Origin of the sequence: Bacteroides sp. AM10-21B, assembly GCF_003472565.1 — a bacterium.
In the GTDB taxonomy this organism is placed as follows: domain Bacteria; phylum Bacteroidota; class Bacteroidia; order Bacteroidales; family Bacteroidaceae; genus Bacteroides; species Bacteroides propionicigenes.
Genome location: NZ_QRME01000012.1, coordinates 57,192 through 73,737, shown reverse-complemented (window position 1 = coordinate 73,737; position 16,546 = coordinate 57,192). Strand labels below are relative to the sequence as shown.

Below are 16,546 nucleotides of genomic sequence, written 5' to 3'. Positions count from 1 at the left end.
TAATTATTAATTATTGAAAAGATGCCCTCATATCCTAAAAACTACCCGTTCTACAACTGGGTGCCTAAACCGATAGGTATCATTATCCTGTTTATGTTCTTCCTTCCTATTCTTACGGTAGGAGGAACTTACTCCGCCAACGGTACAGAGATGATGAGCGGCCTGGGCATCATATCCGAACATATCCAATTTGCCAATTTCGCCACCTCCATAGGTATGGCGGCATTCTGTCCTTTCCTGTACCGACTGGTATGTATCCGCAGAGAGAAAATGATGTGTATTGCCGGATTCTCACTGATGTATATCTTCAGTTACATCTGTGCCAAGACAGACAGCATATTCCTGTTAGCGCTATGCAGCCTGTTCATGGGATTCCTGCGCATGGTACTGATGATGGTTAATCTGTTCACCCTCATCAAATATGCCGGTCATGTGGAAGCAACCGAGAAAATCACTCCCGGCAACGAACCTGCCACCGGCAAAGGTTGGGACAAACTGGACATTGAACGAAGTGCCGCACAACCCGCCATTTATCTGTTCTTTATGGTACTGGGGCAGCTGGGTACATCGCTCACCGCATGGCTCACCTACGAATACGAGTGGCAGTACGTTTATTACTTCATGATGGGATTGTTATTGCTCTGTATTCTTATTTCTTTCATCACGATGCCCTATCACAAGTATGCCACACGTCGTTTCCCGATAAACTTCAAACAATTTGGCAACGCTTCCATCTTCTGCATCACACTGATGTGCATCACCTATGTACTGACTTACGGCAAGGTTCTTGACTGGTACGATAATCCTACTATACAATGGGCAACGTTCGGGGCTGTAGCTGCAGGAGCTTTATTTATCTATATAGAAGCAACTCAACGCAATCCTTATTATCAATTCGATGTGCTTAAACTGCGTACTATCCGTTTTGGTTTCCTATTCTACTTCCTGTTAATGGTATTGAACTCCAGCTCTTTGTTTGTCAACGTATTTACAGGCATAGGGATGAAACTGGACAATTACCAAAACGCCACATTGGGAAACTGGTCTATGTTAGGGTATTTTATCGGTGGGATTGCAACAATTTGGCTTAGCGTAAAAGGAGTGCACTTTAAATACCTTTTTGCCGCAGGATTCCTGTTCTTGGGGCTATCTGCCATGTATATGTATTTCGAGGTACAAGGTGCAGGCCTATACGAACGAATGAAATATCCTATCATCATCCGCTCTACGGGCATGATGCTCTTATACTCGCTGATACCGACGTTTGCGACCCAGCGTATGCCCTATAAATACCTCTCTTCATGGATTTGTACGATGCTTACCGTACGTATGGTGCTTGCTCCCTGCATCGGAACAGCCCTATATAGTAATGTATTGCAGGAACGTCAACAATACTACATCACCCGCTATGCACAAAACGTAGACATGATGCACCCCGAAGCATCCGCCTCATTTACGCAAACCGTACGAGGAATGCAATATCAAGGAAAGAGTAAACAAGAAGCTATCAATATGGCAGCCATGTCCACTAAGGGGCGCATCCAAGTACAGGCTACTTTATCGGCAGTCAAGGAAATAGCGGGATGGACGCTATATGCCTGTCTTTTTTGTATGATATTTGTAGTTGCACTGCCCTATCCTAAACGGAAATTATTAACTTAGCACTGTTTTCGGACAAAACCTATAATTCCTAATGTCATGGATACCCAGCAAGAACGCCTATCGCACCTTGACAGTGCATTATTGAGCAAACAACAAATTTGCAGTTCGGAAGGTATGCTTTACTCGTTTCCGCCTGCCTTGCAAAGCCCATTCCTGATAGAAGGCGTGGGACTGGTAATTTGTCGCCAGGGGAGTTTTACTTTTATTCTTAATCAGAAATCATTCTCCGCCAAAGCCGGCGATACGCTCTTCCTTCCGAAAGATTCCTTGTTTCAAGTACTGTATGCATCCGGTAACGTGGAAGTATTCATCTTTATTTATCAAACTGACCCCATACGGGATATCATGGGAAATTCGGTAGTATCCATGAACTTGTATTCTCATTTGGCCACCGAGCCATGCTATGTATGGAATACCGGAGAAGAAGAAGAGGTCTTGAAATACCTGTCACTACTGGACAATACGCTGAAAATCGAAGAGAATACATTCAACCGATACGAACAGAAACTGCTCCTGCTCGCATTGACTTACAGGCTATGCTCGGTCTATACCCGTAAGCTCATTGCAGAAAAAGCATCCGTAAGCCACAAGCATGATATATTCATCCGTTTGGTACAGTTGATAGAGCAATACTATACGGAAGAACGAGGAGTAGACTTCTATGCGGACAAACTATGCCTATCCCCAAAATACCTTTCAGCCTTGTCCAAATCCATCTGTGGATATACGGTACAAGAACTGGTATTCAAATCTATTATCCGCAAAAGCATCTCACTGCTCAAGAATACACAAAAAAACGTACAGGAAATATCCGACTTTTTCAACTTCCCGAACGCATCCTACTTCGGCACTTTCTTCAAGAAACAGACAGGAATGTCACCGCAACAGTATCGTAGAAAATAAGGAAACGTCGCAAAACTATTATACTTTCAGCCGAATAACGAAACAGCTCCCTTTCCCCAACTCACTTTGGACTGTCAACGTACCACCATGAGCCTCAACAAAGTCTTTGGATATGGAGAGTCCTAATCCGCTTCCCTGCACTTTAGTACCGGGTACACGGAAGTAGCGATCGAAGATACTTTGATGATAACGCGGGTCAATACCTTTACCAAAGTCCCGTACATAGAGTTCCACAAAATTATCTTCCTGTTTTGCACCAATCAAGACACGACCGTTTTCCTTAGAGTAACGAATGGCATTACTTAATAGGTTAGTGAGTACCCATGCTATTTTCTCGCTATCCACAAACAACTTCGGCATCTTCTCTTCCGGGTATTCCACCTCAATCTGGATATTGAACCTATCAGCCTGTACCTGATTGGCTTTGATGGCATATTCTATCAATTCTATAGGTTTTGTTATCTTCGGTATCATCTGCAACTTACCGGCTTCTACCTGAGTCATATTAAGAAGTTCACCCGTAATACCCAGCAGACGGTCGGCATTCTCCCTGATACTCTTAGAAAGTTGTTCCTGTTCCTCGTTCAGAGCACCGATACGATTATCCTCCAGAAGCTGCAAACTCATAAGGATTGCGGAGATAGGAGTTTTCAGTTCATGCGAAATCGTAGAGATAAAAGTAGTTTTCGCCGTATCCAGTTCTTTAAATTCAGTAATGTTTTTCAATAGGATAACATCACCCAAATTATGAGGTTCGTCTGTATCGGCATCCGTATTCACAATGGTGATATAGGACGCCTGAAAATAGCTTTCCTTGTTATCGGCATAAATCTTCAGGGGTTCCCGCTTCTCACCCGGATTAATCAGTTCTCGGACCAACCGGCGAAGCAAATCATTTTTCAGCGACAATTCCTCAGCCGAACGGCAAATGACATCTTCACGTTTCAGGTTAAGAACCGTCAGTGCCTCCTTATTTATAAAAAGGATTTCGTGTCCGCAGTTCAAACCTATAATAGGCTCATGGATACTGTTTACAATAGCCTCCAAAAACTTTTTGGCAGATAATATATCATTCAACGTACTGGTACGATATTCCGTGAGACGCTCTGCCATACTGTTGAAGCTGTCAGCTACTTTACGAAACTCTTCATGTTCACTCATATCAAGACGCTTTTCATAGTTATGGTTGGCTATTTCGAGGATACCTTGCGTCAGTTCCCTGATAGGTTTGTTTATGGAGCGGGGTAACCATACCAGCAGCACAATACCGGCAAGAATGCAAACACCGCCTGTAACGGAAATCCATAACAAGGCACGTTGCAGACCGGGCATGGCGGCGGGACTATCCGGTTCGGTAGCCGTCAATATCTGAAGGTTTACAACAGAAAGCGCTACCAACAGTATAATCATACCGGTTAGAATGCCCACACTAAGTATCAATTTTGTACGAATATTCATAATACTCAAAGAATTAAATTTTATGCAAGTATAATCAAATCTACGTTTGCTTGCGCCAGTTCACTCACAAATTTTCTATATTTCAGCACCATAAACAGAGATTGCGGCAAAGTAAACGAGGGACTTCCCATGCAAACGGTAGTAATCTGCTTCTCTCTGCAAGCTGTAACAATACTACCCAATACATCTTTGGATTGCACCTGCATAACTTCCCCACCCAATTCGGTCACCAGCTTGAAATGATTCAGCAGATGCCGCTGATTTGCGAGTATAATCCGGTCGGAACTCTCACGGGGAGTCTGCACATAAAGTGCGACGAAGGATGTGTTATAACGGGTCGCCAGTCGAGCTGCCTTACGGATAATGCGGCGCGGTGTCTTTTCCTGACTACTGATGCATGCCATAAACTTCTCATGCCGCACACCTACACTGGTGACCACCACCTCATTCTCAACTTTCTTCTCTACCCTCAACGCAACTTCTTTTAAAGCCAACTCACGTAATTGCAGAATATTTTCTGTTTTGAAAAAGTTATTCAGAGCAAGAGCTACCTTATCCGGTTTGTATATCTTACCGGCTTTCAGACGGGTTATCAATTCTTCCGCCGTCAGATCAATATTCACAACTTCATCTGCTTCTTCCAATACACTATCGGGGATACGTTCCTTTACCTCGATGCCGGAAATGCCTTGTACCTCTTCATTGATACTCTCAATATGCTGTATATTGACTGCAGATATGACGTTTATCCCTTCATCCAACAAATCCATCACATCCTGCCAGCGCTTCTCATTCCGGCTGCCTTCCACATTAGTATGCGCCAGTTCATCCACTATGACAAGCTCCGGGTGAATACGGAGAATGGCGTCAAGATCCATTTCCTCGAGTTCCTTCCCCTTATAGAATATCTTACGGCGGGGAATAACGGGTAGTCCCTTCAACAGTGCCTCCGTGCCGGCACGCTCATGCGTTTCCACATAGCCAATATTTACGTCCACACCATTATCCAACAGGTCACGGGCCTCCTGAAGCATACGATAAGTTTTACCTACACCGGCAATCATACCAATATAGACCTTAAACTTGCCGCGACGTGATTTCTTAATCAAGTCGAGGAAATGTTGTACGCTCTCTTCCCGGCTCATGGTTTCAGGGTTATGCCAAACACCAGATGCGCATCTTCCATACGGGGATTCCAAATGGCTTGTGCAAATATCGGTACAGCAAATTTATCCGTTACCTTTATATCTTTCGTGGCTTTCAAGCCAAGATTGGTTACGGCAAAGCCCCTGTTTGGAACTCTGTAAACACCCACACCGGCTTCGTAAGGAAGAAAACCGCAAGTGGCATTCAAATCGACAGACTTGATATTGAACGGATAGTTCAGTTCAACATAAGAAGAATAGTTCTGCCCTCCTTTGTCATTTTTATCCGCACCGGCAAACATCGTGTACCAAGCTATCGAAAGCGGGAGCTTCTCCAACGGTAATGTATAGGCAAGTCCCGCTTCAAAATGATGAGCCGTCTCATGACTCTTGAAGTTAAAATACTTATTAGCTCCCTGACCAGCCCACCAAAGGCTGGCAACGGACAAAGTAAGACCGGAATCGCCGAACGTATACGCCGCCGTCAAATCTATTTCCTTAGCTGCCGCACCTTCAGAAGAACTTGTTCCGTCAAAATCGGTAGAGCCCCATGCTGTCAACGAAAAATCTCCTATTCCAAAACCTAAAGTCGGCTGAAAGCTAACTCCGGTCTGATAAAAGCCGCGCCACACATAGGAACTTACCAAATCTCCCTGTATCCGGACTTCTTGCGCACACACTTTATCTCCCCCATAAAAGCTTACCACCACAGCTGCTATAAAACCTATTATTGTTACTTTAAAATGATTCATATCTCTAATTATTTTCCATTCGTTTTTTCCAAATCCAATGCTATATTCAACTTCAAAACATTCACTTTCTCTGTACCAAACAGCCCCAATAAGGGTTTTTCAATGGTCTTGTCAACGATATTCCTGACAACAACCTCATCCAGTCCCCTCGCCTCAGCCACACGTTTTACCTGTGCATAGGCACTGGCAGGCGTAATGTCAGGGTCCAATCCCGAAGCGCTGGCCGTTACCATTTCGGCAGGAACGTCCTTGCGTTGTAGATAAGGATGATGCAGCAAGAATGTATCAACACGTGCTTCCACCTCTGCAAGATACTCCTCGTTTGTAGGACCTTTATTACTACCAGCCGAACTACTTGCATCGTAACCTTCACCGGCACAGGAAGGCCGTCCCCAGAAATAAATATCTTCCGTAAACATCTGCCCTACATTGGCAGCGCCCACTACCTTGCCGTTCAAAGTCAAGACCTCGGCATTACCTTTATTCGGTCCTGCAAATTGTGCAAATATCCATAAGATAAGGATATAGAATACCGAAAAGAATATACAGAAAGCAACTGTTATTTTTACTGATTTCCAAAGAGTTTTCATTTTCTTTCTACTTTAAATTAAAAAAACAAACTGACAAACATATCTATCAACTTAATGCCTATGAACGGTGCAATGACACCACCCAAGCCATAAATCAACAAGTTGCGGCGTAGCAACGCACTTGCACCGATAGGCTTGTACTGAACACCCTTCAAAGCTAACGGTATCAGTATGGGAATAATGATAGCATTAAAGATTATGGCCGAAAGAATGGCTGTTTCAGGACTGTGCAGCCCCATGATGTTCAACGGAGCCAACTGAGGAATAGCAACCATAAACAGTGCCGGGATAATAGCAAAGTACTTGGCGACATCGTTCGCAATGGAGAAGGTGGTAAGCGTACCACGCGTCATCAGTAACTGTTTGCCAATTTCTACAATTTCAATCAGCTTGGTCGGGTCGTTATCAAGGTCTACCATATTCCCGGCTTCCTTTGCAGCCTGTGTGCCGCTATTCATGGCAACACCCACATTTGCCTGCGCCAGTGCGGGGGCATCATTGGTTCCGTCTCCCATCATGGCAACCAATTTACCGGCCTGCTGCTCTTTCTTGATATATTCCATTTTATCCTCCGGCTTTGCTTCGGCAATGAAATCATCCACACCGGCCTTTTCGGCAATATATTTAGCAGTCAACGGATTGTCACCAGTCACCATAACCGTTTTTACTCCCATTTTACGAAGACGTTCAAAACGTTCCTGAATACCAGGTTTGATGATGTCCTGCAATTCAATGACTCCCAGCACCGCTTTATTGACACATACCACCAGCGGAGTACCGCCATTGCCCGAAATAGCGGCAATCACTTCTTCCACTTCTTTCGGGAATTTATTTCCGGCACTTTCCACAATGCGTCGAATAGCGTCGAATGCACCTTTACGGATTTGAGTACCATCTTGCAGGTCTACACCGGAGCATTTGGTTTCAGCGGTAAACTTAATCATATGAGCACCCGCAGTGTTGAGGTCGCGCATACGATGACCGTTCTCACGTCCCAACTCGATAATGGACTTTCCTTCCGGAGTTTCATCGGAAAGCGAGGACAGCAGGCAAGCCTCTACAAACACCTTTTCATCGATACCCGGAGCCGGATGAAACCCGGTAGCTTTGCGGTTACCGATAGTAATCGTACCAGTCTTGTCCAATAGCAGCGTATCGATATCACCGGCCGTTTCTACGGCTTTACCCGATTTTGTAATGACATTGGCGCGCAGGGCACGGTCCATACCGGCAATACCGATAGCCGAAAGCAGACCGCCGATGGTTGTCGGTATCAGGCAAACAAATAAAGAGAGAATGGCTGCAATAGAGATACAGGTGCCCGGATGAGCGATATTGGTATAGTCTGCCATCGGAATCAGCGTAATACATACAATCACGAATACCAACGTAAATCCTGCCAACAAGATAGTCAGCGCTATTTCGTTCGGCGTTTTCTTACGGGTAGCACCCTCTACCAACGCAATCATTTTATCGAGAAAGCTCTCCCCCTGTTGTTGTGTTACCAATACCTTTATCTTATCCGAAAGAACTTTCGTACCACCGGTTACGGAACTTTTGTCACCGCCTGCCTCACGGATTACCGGAGCCGATTCACCGGTAATGGCACTCTCATCAATAGAAGCTAGTCCTTCCACAATCTCACCATCGGCAGGAATCGTATCACCCGCTTCACAAACAAAGAAATCTCCTTTCTTGAGGCGTGCACTGCTGACTGTGCGCAGTTTGCCCTCCACCAATACTTTGGCAGGAGTCTCCTCGCGCGTCTTGCGCAGGCTGTCCGCCTGTGCCTTACCACGGGCTTCGGCAATAGCTTCGGCAAAGTTGGCGAACAATAAAGTGACAAACAATACTGTAAATACCAAGAAATTATAGCCGAACGTACCATATTCCGATGTTCCCAAAGAGAGAATGCAGACTGCCAGCATCACCAGTGTCACCAACTCTACAGTGAACATAATCGGATTCTTTATCATCACCCGCGGATTCAATTTCACGAATGACTGCTTTAAACTTTCCACAACTTGCTCCTTCTGAAACAAAGAAGCTGATTTTTTATCTTTCATTACCATATCTAATTATTCTTATCCATTACAAACTGAAATGTTCAGCAATTGTGCTCAACGCATGTACCGGGAAAAAGGATAGTGCTGCCACAATAAAGATTACGGCAAAAGTCATTACGGCAAAAGTGAACGTATCCGTTTTCAGTGTGCCGGCACTTTCTGGAATAAACCTTTTCTGTGCCAACAGACCCGCTATCGCAACCTGCCCCACAATAGGAAGGAAACGACTTAGAATCAGCACCCAACCACAGGCATAGTTCCAAAAGTAGGTATTGTCTCCCAAGCCTTCAAAACCTGAGCCGTTATTCGCAGCACATGAAGTGAACTCATAGAATTGTTCGCTCAGTCCGTGAAAACCGGGATTATTCAGCCACCCGCCCTCACTCTCTACAAACTGCGGATGATGAGCAAAAAGGTAACAAGACAAAGCCGTACCCACCAATATCACAAACGGATGAAGCAGTGCAACGATTGTCGCTATTTTCATCTCCCGGGCTTCTACCTTCTTTCCTAAGAATTCCGGCGTACGCCCTACCATCAGCCCACTGATGAAGACTGCAATAATAATAAACGTATAATAGTTCATCCACCCTACTCCGACACCGCCAAACCAAGTATTAATCTGCATATTTAACATTTCCATCATGCCGGACAAAGGCATCGTGGAATCGTGCATACCATTGACTGAACCGTTGGAAGTAACCGTAGTCGTAATGCTCCATAAGGCAGTGGCGCCTGCTCCCAAACGGACTTCCTTGCCTTCCATCGCCCCGTTGTCCTGTGCAATGCCCATATCATCGATACGGGGATTGCCGTTCATCTCCTGATAGACGTTGATGCCGCCCCCCGCCAAATAGACACAGAGCATTACACCGTAAATACTATAAGCCAGTTTCATGCGTTTTGTATAAAAGCCCAACGCAAAAACCATAGCCATAGGTATAATCAGGATAGACCAGCATTCTACTATATTGGACAAGTAGGTAGGATTTTCCAATGGATGAGACGAATTTACACCGAAGTAACCGCCTCCGTTCGTACCCAACTGCTTGATAGGAACGATGGCAGCCACCGGCCCTTGTGAAACCGTTTGTTCTTGTCCTTCAAGCGTAGTCACTTCCATCTTACCGTCAAAGCCCATCGGAGTACCTTGTGTAATAAGGATAAAGCCGACAATCAGAGAGAGCGGTAAAAGGATACGCGTACAACTCAACACAAGAAAGTTCCAGAAGTTGCCGATTGTATTCGTCGTTTTACGGCTGATGGACTTCATAATGCCCGCCATGGCCGCCATACCTGTCGCTGCAGTAATAAACTGGAAGAGCATGATGACGAACAATTGAGTGAAATACGTCAGCCCGCTCTCACCGGAATAATGCTGCAAGTTACAGTTCACCATAAAACTGATGCAAGTATTGAACGCCTGGTCAGGAGTTTGCGGACCATTCCCGTCCGGATTCAACGGCAGCCACCCCTGACTGACCAACAGTACCATTCCCCAAACAAACCAGACAGCATTCAATATCAGCAACGCTTTGAGGAACTGCTTCCAGTTCATTTCTTCATTGGGATTAACACCTGTTATCCTAAATATCAATCTCTCTATCGGTTTCATAAAGTCCGACCATATCTTCTCTCCTTTATAAACCTTTGCAATATACTTTCCCAACGGGTAAGAAATTACCACCAACAGGAAAATCTGCAAAACCACACCTAAAATTTCCGTATTCATTTCTTTAATCTTTTAGAACTTTTCGGGTTTTACCAGCACATACATCAAGTACCCGAACACTGCAACACCTAATACAAATAATACTGTGTACATAATCTTTTCTCTCCTCTTTAAATCTTCTCAAACCAATCCACACTTTTCCAGAACAGCCAGAAAGCGAGAAAACCGCTCAACAGGCAGACAATAAATGAAATTGTTATTCCCATGTTTTTACTTCGTTAATTTAATATTCATGTTTTTACCGACTCCATAAATGCCAAATGTATGCCAAAAGTCCGGTCGAGAAGATAAAACAATGAGTTGCAGGGACATATAAAAAAGTAATGGGTTACAAGAAAAGAAAACACCCTTCCAAAATGAAAGGGTGTCTATCAAAATAGAAAAGAATCATGGCATGATTCGAGGCTCATTCGCAGAGTCCATTGGTTTCAATAGGGAAAACCAACAATTTCAACGTAGAAAACTGTTAGTTTCAAGCGGTGGAACGAGTTGTTTCAAGCGGTGGAACAGAAAGTTTCATGCGTTGAAACACTTTGTTCCATACAGGGAAACTTCCGACAAGCGATAAGATAAAGTAGCTTATATTCCGTATTCTTCTATTTTACGGTAGAGTGTAGTCAGTCCGATTTTGAGCAGGCGGGCAGCTTCCGTCTTATTGCCCTTCGTGTATTCCAGCACACGGGCTATGTGACGACGCTCCATGGCCGAAAGTTCAAAACTGCCGGGACAGGTTTCACTGGATTGTTCGTAATGTGCGTTCTGTATGTCAAGCGGCAAGTCGGCAACATCCAACCGTTCGCTCTCGCAAACAATCAGGCTGCGTTCTATCACATTGCGCAGTTCACGAATATTGCCTTTCCAAGGCTGTTGCTCAAGGGCTTCAAGAAAAGCAGGCGCTATTTCCGTAATGGGGCGCGCCAAACTGCAAGATAAGCTCCTTACAAAAGCTTTCGCCAAGAGACGTACATCACCTGCCCGTTCGCGCAATGGCGGCAGGTGTATCTGGAATACAGAGAGACGATAAAATAAATCTTCACGGAAGTGTCCTGCAGCAATCTCTTCCTGCAGGTTACGGTTGGTCGCAGCAATAATGCGTACATTCACACGAGTAGGTTTCGTATCGCCAATCTTTATATACTCACCCGTTTCAAGGATACGCAGAAGTTTGGCTTGCAGTTCAAAAGCCATTTCTCCAATCTCATCTAAAAAGATTGTACCGTTGTTTGCTTCCTCAAACAGTCCTTTCTTGTCCTTCAATGCTCCCGTAAACGAACCGGCCTTATGACCGAACATCTCGCTTTCCAACAATTCCTTGCTGAAAGAGGAACAATTAACCGCAACGAAATTCTGCTTGGCACGCTTGCTATTATAATGTATGGCCTGGGCAAAGACCTCTTTTCCCGTACCCGTTTCACCTGTCAGCAATACCGGTACATCTGTGCCCGACACTTTCTGCGCCAGCAAAATAGCATCCTTCACAACTTTTGAATCCCCCAGAACAGAATCGAAAGAATACGTTTGTCCCACTTTCTTTTCCAATTTCTCCAAACGGACGTTCATACGCGCCTTCTCTGCAGCACGGCTGATGAGTGGTATAATTTTATTGTTATCATCACCTTTAGTGATATAATCGAAAGCACCGTTCTTAATGGCTTGCACACCGTCCGGAATGTTTCCATGTGCAGTCAACAGGATTATCTCGACGTTAGGGGCTGTTTTCTTGATAGACGACACAAGGTCTACCCCATTACCGTCAGGAAGGAACACGTCGCACAGGGTGACATCCGGGCTTTGGAGTTCCAACTGCTTCAAAGCATTCCTGCAATCACCGGCCTGGCATACTTCATATCCTTCCAACTCCAACATACGTGACAAAAGGGTACGGATTTGTACTTCATCGTCAACGATTAAAATCTTGCTCATATTTCTTCGGATAAGTTTAAAGTAATAAATGGTAAAAACAGGGGATGTGCAAATATAAACGTTTTCCGGGAAACAAACGGCATGTCTTTTGAACTTTTATAAGTGAAAGGACTGTACATAAGGCTACGGAGAAGTAGAAAAACGCCTTACAATGTATCCTCAGAGACATTGTAAGAGAACAGAAAAAGAAACTCACCCTTCCATTTTGGGCATGAGCCTTCTAAAACGAAAAGGAATACAGAGGCTTCATCCGGCAACAAAAAAAGAATAATTAAAAATGAATTAAAAATGAAAGTTTACAAATTCGGCGGTACTTCCGTCGGCACAGTAGAGAGAATGAAACACTTAGCGGAACTCATTTCAGAGTCCACACCGAAGATTGTAGTCCTGTCCGCAACGGCAGGCACAACCAATCATCTGGAAGAAATTGCAGCCAACCTGTTCAACCGCGATATAGAGCAGGCACACGAGAAAATAACCCGGATGGAATTCCAGTTCATTGACTTCGCCAACGAACTGTTGACAGACGAGTCCACAAAGCGAGAAGCAATAGATTATATTCTCGACCGCTTCCAGCGACTCTGGCAATTTATCAATGATGAATTCACCTCGATTGAAGAAAAAGAGGTATTGGCACAAGGAGAACTTATCAGTACAGCCCTGCTGCACTTCTACCTGCGGGAACGAAAGATTGCCAATATCCTGCTCTCCGCTTTCAACTTTATGCGTACCGGACCGGAAGGAGAACCGGACTTGAAATATATAGAGGAAAAACTGCAGGCGCAATTGGCACAGTATCCCGGCATCAATCTTTTTATTACTCAAGGGTATATCTGCAAAAATGCTTATAATGAAACGGACAACCTGAAACGGGGCGGCAGCGACTATACTGCATCGCTCATCGGCGCTGCCATCTGCGCAGAGGAAATACAGATATGGACAGACATTGACGGGATGCACAATAATGACCCGCGTGAAGTATCGGGAACCCGTTCCGTAAAGCATCTCAGTTTCAACGAAGCCGAACAACTGGCCTTTTACGGAGCAAAAATATTGCACCCGTTTTGCATCGCTCCGGCACGCAAGCGCAATATCCCGGTACGGTTACTCAGCTCAATGAATCCTCAGGCAGAGGGAACATTGATTTCGAATTTGCAAGACGACAATATCATCAAGGCCATAGCCGCCAAAGACAATATCTTCTACGTGAAATTCGAGTCGAAACATTGCTTATGTCCTTATCAGTTTATCAGTAAGATTTTTGATACGTTTGCCAAGCACAGAACCCCGCTTTGTTTGTTGGTTTCATCCAATCAGGATGTGTCCGTCGCCATAGACAACAGCGAGCGTCTATGCAAAATCCTTGCGGAACTGGAACAATATGCCAAAATTCTGATGGAAGACCGCATGTCTATTGTATCCGTGGTAGGAAACATGCGCTGGCAGTATGCCGGTGTCGAAACACAAATTATAGAAGCCCTGGCAGATATCCCGCTACGTATGATTTCGTATGGCAGCAATGACAGTGACGTGGCATTCGTCATTAAGACGGAAGATAAGAAAAGAGCTTTGCAGGCACTCAGCAATAAACTCTTCGAACCGGAGACAGACAAAGTCACAGGATAATACGTTCCTATACATAACGGAGAGGCTATATCAGAATGGATATTCCCCAATACCTCACTCTAATATAGCCTCAACCTGAAAACAACTAACCTGTTTTTTTATGAAAAGCGCTCTATCATTTCCATACACATGCGCCCGTTATGATAGGGACATTTCCAGAAACCCGCCTTATCATCGGCTGTGTTTACCGTTCCGTCGGCACGAACGCTCCAATACCATTCTCCGTTTTTGTAATCTATCAAATGCTTCTTGATATACTCCCAACAGCGAGATGCTTTCTGAAGAGCCACTTCATCATCGAAATGTTGATAAAGATTAATGTGCCCCACCACGTTTTCGGCTTGCACCCACCAATGGCAATCCCGGTCTGTGGTGCCTTTGTCGGGGAAAGTCTCGTAAATCATGCCGCCCTCGGACGTCAATCCTTCATCGGCTGCGGCCGCGATGTACTCCACCAAAGGTTCCACTTTCTCCAACAGTGCTTTATCTCCCAAGACTAAAGCCGCCTCATGAATCAGCCAGGAAGCCTCAATGTCATGTCCATAGGATATGATACGGTATTTGCTCACCCAATCATCATCAAAAAAGAGCTCCAAATGTCCGGTTTGCTGGTTCAATATCTTATCTGTGAAAAGCTCTATCAGGTTACGAAGTTGCTTCTCAAGAACGGCGTCTTTCCACACGCGATAGAGATTTGTGTAAGGCTCCAAAATGTGCAAATGGGTATTCATGGTCTTGCGTTCATTCTCATCCTTGTCACTGAGACGCATATCGGAAATTTCGTTCCAATCACGAGTTAATGCTTCGCAATAACCGTTCTTTACGGAATCGAAACTATATTGTTCAATGCTTTTGAAGAGACGGATGGCATAGGTCAGCGCTTCTTCATCTCCGGTAGCACGATGGTATTCACTCAGGCCATAAATGGCAAAACCTAAGGCATAAATTTGTTTCTTGGTATCTGCAGGACGACCTGCATAGTCGAGCGACCAATATATTCCACCCTGTTCCTTGTCGTAGAATTGATCGATAATGACACGTTTGGCACGGGTGGCTGTCTCCAGATATTCGGCTTTCCCAAACAGGCGGTAAGCCGACGAGAAAGTCCACAATATGCGGGCATTGAGTACAGCTCCTTTCACAGCCTGCGGTTCCAGCTTACCTGTCCCGGTGATGCGGCCATAGAAACCACCATGCACCGAATCTGTCATTTTATCTTCCCAAAACGAAAGAATATTATCTTCCAGCACAGTACGCATCTCAAGCTGCATCTCGCTTAGTATATTCATACACATCATTTTCTTATAATTGTCTTTTGCATTCCAATTCAGTTGTTATATCTTTCATTTTCTTTTCAGTAAGCGGGTACATACTGATGAAGACCACACTCAATATCGTGCCTACCGCCGGTAGAAAACTCAGGAACATCTTGATACCGCTAATCGCTTCTTCACTTTGTACGGCATTTGCCTGAAAGCCAAAAAAGCCGAGCAACCAGCCGGTGATTGCCGTCCCGATAGCCCAACCGAACTTCTGGCTCATGGAAGAAGAGGAGAATATCAAACCGGTGGCACGATTACCGGTTTTCAGTTCCGAATAATCAGCACAATCGGCATACATGGACCAAAGCAACGGAAAGATGCTACCCGCACAAATGCTGATCAGTGCCTGAAATACAAACATCCATATCAGGTCTTCCTTATCAAACCAATAGAAAATAACGCTAAGGACTGTGGCTATAATCATAGCCCACATATAGGTATTACGCTTGCCGATGCAGTTGCTGACAGGAGCAGCAGCTATCACGCCTATTATATTGGCAGCCTGCCCCAAAGCGAGATATAATCCACTCAACACGAATGACATACCGAAAAAGGAGACAGTTGCATAATCTTCCTCTACAACAAAATACTTGAAGTAATAGACAGTAGCGCCATCACGAATGGAGTTGAATACCAAAGCAGCCACACCCGCACCCAATAAGATCCACCAAGGCTTGTTTTTAAACAGATCTTTCAGATCTTCTTTCAACGGATTCTGTGCTTCTTTGATAGGCTTTACCCGCTCTTTTGTCCAGGCAAAGCAACCAAAGAATAAAATAATACATAATATGGCTATAACAACAACCGCCATAGTCCAACCGGTCTGCTGGTCGCCCAAGTCCTTACTGTTACCACTGAAAAAGTTTACCAACGGCATAAACAGCAGCAAAGCTATAAAACTACCGATGTAGGCAAAGGTCATTCTATATGTAGAAAGTGTGTTGCGTTCTTTAGGATTAGGACTCATCACACCCAATAGAGAAGCGTAAGGGACATTGATGGCAGAATATATCATCATCATCAACGAATAGGTGACATAAGCATAAACCAACTTACCGGTCGGGCTCCAGTCCGGAGTAACAAAAGTCAGCACACCTATGATACCGAACGGAACGGCCAACCACAAGAGATAAGGCCGGAACTTTCCCCAACGGGAGTGTGTGCGATCGGCAACAACTCCGACAATAGGATCGAAAGCCGAATCCCATATTCTTGTTATCAGGAACATAGTTCCTACCACCGCAGCCGGCAAACCGAAAACATCCGTATAGAATATCATCAGATAAGCGCCGAACAGTTTCCAGAACATGGATGAGGCCATATCTCCAAATCCATAGCCTATTTTCTCTGTAAGTTTTATCATACTA

At 44.7% G+C, this 16,546-nt stretch carries 13 protein-coding genes; 3 read left to right on the top strand and 10 right to left on the bottom strand.

The window, feature by feature from the left end:
- The first annotated feature begins 21 nt into the window (after positions 1-21).
- Complete coding sequence (locus tag DW121_RS14595; protein ID WP_118324266.1) at positions 22-1,662, top strand: MFS transporter; 1,641 nt, start codon at positions 22-24, stop codon at positions 1,660-1,662.
- Positions 1,663-1,698: 36 nt separating this feature from the next.
- Positions 1,699-2,565, top strand: coding sequence for an AraC family transcriptional regulator (locus DW121_RS14590; protein WP_118324264.1), 867 nt, complete (start codon positions 1,699-1,701; stop codon positions 2,563-2,565).
- A gap of 18 nt (positions 2,566-2,583) precedes the next feature.
- Here DW121_RS14590 and DW121_RS14585 read toward each other — a convergent pair whose 3' ends face one another.
- From DW121_RS14585 to DW121_RS14550, 8 genes are all read right to left on the bottom strand, one after another.
- Positions 2,584-4,023 (bottom strand): ATP-binding protein, encoded by a 1,440-nt coding sequence (locus DW121_RS14585; protein ID WP_118324262.1) that lies wholly within the window; start codon positions 4,021-4,023, stop codon positions 2,584-2,586.
- 20 nt (positions 4,024-4,043) lie between these two features.
- Positions 4,044-5,168, bottom strand: a complete 1,125-nt coding sequence (locus DW121_RS14580; RefSeq protein WP_118324260.1) for a sensor protein KdpD — start codon at positions 5,166-5,168, stop codon at positions 4,044-4,046.
- On the bottom strand, positions 5,165-5,920 hold the full coding sequence (locus tag DW121_RS14575) for a hypothetical protein (protein WP_118324258.1): 756 nt from the start codon (positions 5,918-5,920) through the stop codon (positions 5,165-5,167). The genes DW121_RS14580 and DW121_RS14575 overlap by 4 nt, the downstream gene beginning before the upstream one ends.
- 8 nt (positions 5,921-5,928) lie before the next feature.
- Positions 5,929-6,510 (bottom strand): K(+)-transporting ATPase subunit C, encoded by a 582-nt coding sequence (locus tag DW121_RS14570; protein ID WP_118324256.1) that lies wholly within the window; start codon positions 6,508-6,510, stop codon positions 5,929-5,931.
- 17 nt (positions 6,511-6,527) lie between these two features.
- Entirely contained in the window at positions 6,528-8,576 is a 2,049-nt protein-coding gene (gene kdpB / locus DW121_RS14565) for a potassium-transporting ATPase subunit KdpB (RefSeq protein ID WP_118324290.1), read from the bottom strand.
- A 25-nt stretch (positions 8,577-8,601) separates the two neighbouring features.
- Positions 8,602-10,308 (bottom strand): potassium-transporting ATPase subunit KdpA, encoded by a 1,707-nt coding sequence (kdpA, locus tag DW121_RS14560; protein ID WP_118324254.1) that lies wholly within the window; start codon positions 10,306-10,308, stop codon positions 8,602-8,604.
- A gap of 12 nt (positions 10,309-10,320) precedes the next feature.
- Positions 10,321-10,401, bottom strand: coding sequence for a K(+)-transporting ATPase subunit F (gene kdpF / locus DW121_RS15955; RefSeq protein WP_081446778.1), 81 nt, complete (start codon positions 10,399-10,401; stop codon positions 10,321-10,323).
- Between the two features lie 486 nt (positions 10,402-10,887).
- Positions 10,888-12,231 (bottom strand): sigma-54-dependent transcriptional regulator, encoded by a 1,344-nt coding sequence (locus tag DW121_RS14550; RefSeq protein ID WP_118324252.1) that lies wholly within the window; start codon positions 12,229-12,231, stop codon positions 10,888-10,890.
- 288 nt (positions 12,232-12,519) lie between these two features.
- Here DW121_RS14550 and DW121_RS14545 point away from each other — a divergent pair, with 288 nt between their 5' ends.
- A complete protein-coding gene (locus DW121_RS14545) occupies positions 12,520-13,857 on the top strand; it encodes an aspartate kinase (RefSeq protein WP_118324250.1) in 1,338 nt (445 codons plus the stop codon).
- A gap of 98 nt (positions 13,858-13,955) precedes the next feature.
- Here DW121_RS14545 and DW121_RS14540 read toward each other — a convergent pair whose 3' ends face one another.
- On the bottom strand, positions 13,956-15,146 hold the full coding sequence (locus tag DW121_RS14540) for an AGE family epimerase/isomerase (RefSeq protein ID WP_187120047.1): 1,191 nt from the start codon (positions 15,144-15,146) through the stop codon (positions 13,956-13,958).
- 13 nt (positions 15,147-15,159) lie between these two features.
- The gene (locus tag DW121_RS14535) at positions 15,160-16,542 is read right to left on the bottom strand and encodes an MFS transporter (RefSeq protein ID WP_117711507.1); all 1,383 of its coding nucleotides are present in this window, start codon (positions 16,540-16,542) and stop codon (positions 15,160-15,162) included.
- Positions 16,543-16,546: the final 4 nt, after the last annotated feature.

Bases quoted from the DNA above. Each gene is read 5' to 3' on its own strand.
- DW121_RS14595 (WP_118324266.1), top strand. From the start codon at position 22: ATGCCCTCATATCCTAAAAACTACCCGTTCTACAACTGGGTGCCTAAA.
- DW121_RS14590 (WP_118324264.1), top strand. From the start codon at position 1,699: ATGGATACCCAGCAAGAACGCCTATCGCACCTTGACAGTGCATTATTG.
- DW121_RS14585 (WP_118324262.1), bottom strand. From the start codon at position 4,023: ATGAATATTCGTACAAAATTGATACTTAGTGTGGGCATTCTAACCGGT.
- DW121_RS14580 (WP_118324260.1), bottom strand. From the start codon at position 5,168: ATGAGCCGGGAAGAGAGCGTACAACATTTCCTCGACTTGATTAAGAAA.
- DW121_RS14575 (WP_118324258.1), bottom strand. From the start codon at position 5,920: ATGAATCATTTTAAAGTAACAATAATAGGTTTTATAGCAGCTGTGGTG.
- DW121_RS14570 (WP_118324256.1), bottom strand. From the start codon at position 6,510: ATGAAAACTCTTTGGAAATCAGTAAAAATAACAGTTGCTTTCTGTATA.
- kdpB (WP_118324290.1), bottom strand. From the start codon at position 8,576: ATGAAAGATAAAAAATCAGCTTCTTTGTTTCAGAAGGAGCAAGTTGTG.
- kdpA (WP_118324254.1), bottom strand. From the start codon at position 10,308: ATGAATACGGAAATTTTAGGTGTGGTTTTGCAGATTTTCCTGTTGGTG.
- kdpF (WP_081446778.1), bottom strand. From the start codon at position 10,401: ATGTACACAGTATTATTTGTATTAGGTGTTGCAGTGTTCGGGTACTTG.
- DW121_RS14550 (WP_118324252.1), bottom strand. From the start codon at position 12,231: ATGAGCAAGATTTTAATCGTTGACGATGAAGTACAAATCCGTACCCTT.
- DW121_RS14545 (WP_118324250.1), top strand. From the start codon at position 12,520: ATGAAAGTTTACAAATTCGGCGGTACTTCCGTCGGCACAGTAGAGAGA.
- DW121_RS14540 (WP_187120047.1), bottom strand. From the start codon at position 15,146: ATGAATATACTAAGCGAGATGCAGCTTGAGATGCGTACTGTGCTGGAA.
- DW121_RS14535 (WP_117711507.1), bottom strand. From the start codon at position 16,542: ATGATAAAACTTACAGAGAAAATAGGCTATGGATTTGGAGATATGGCC.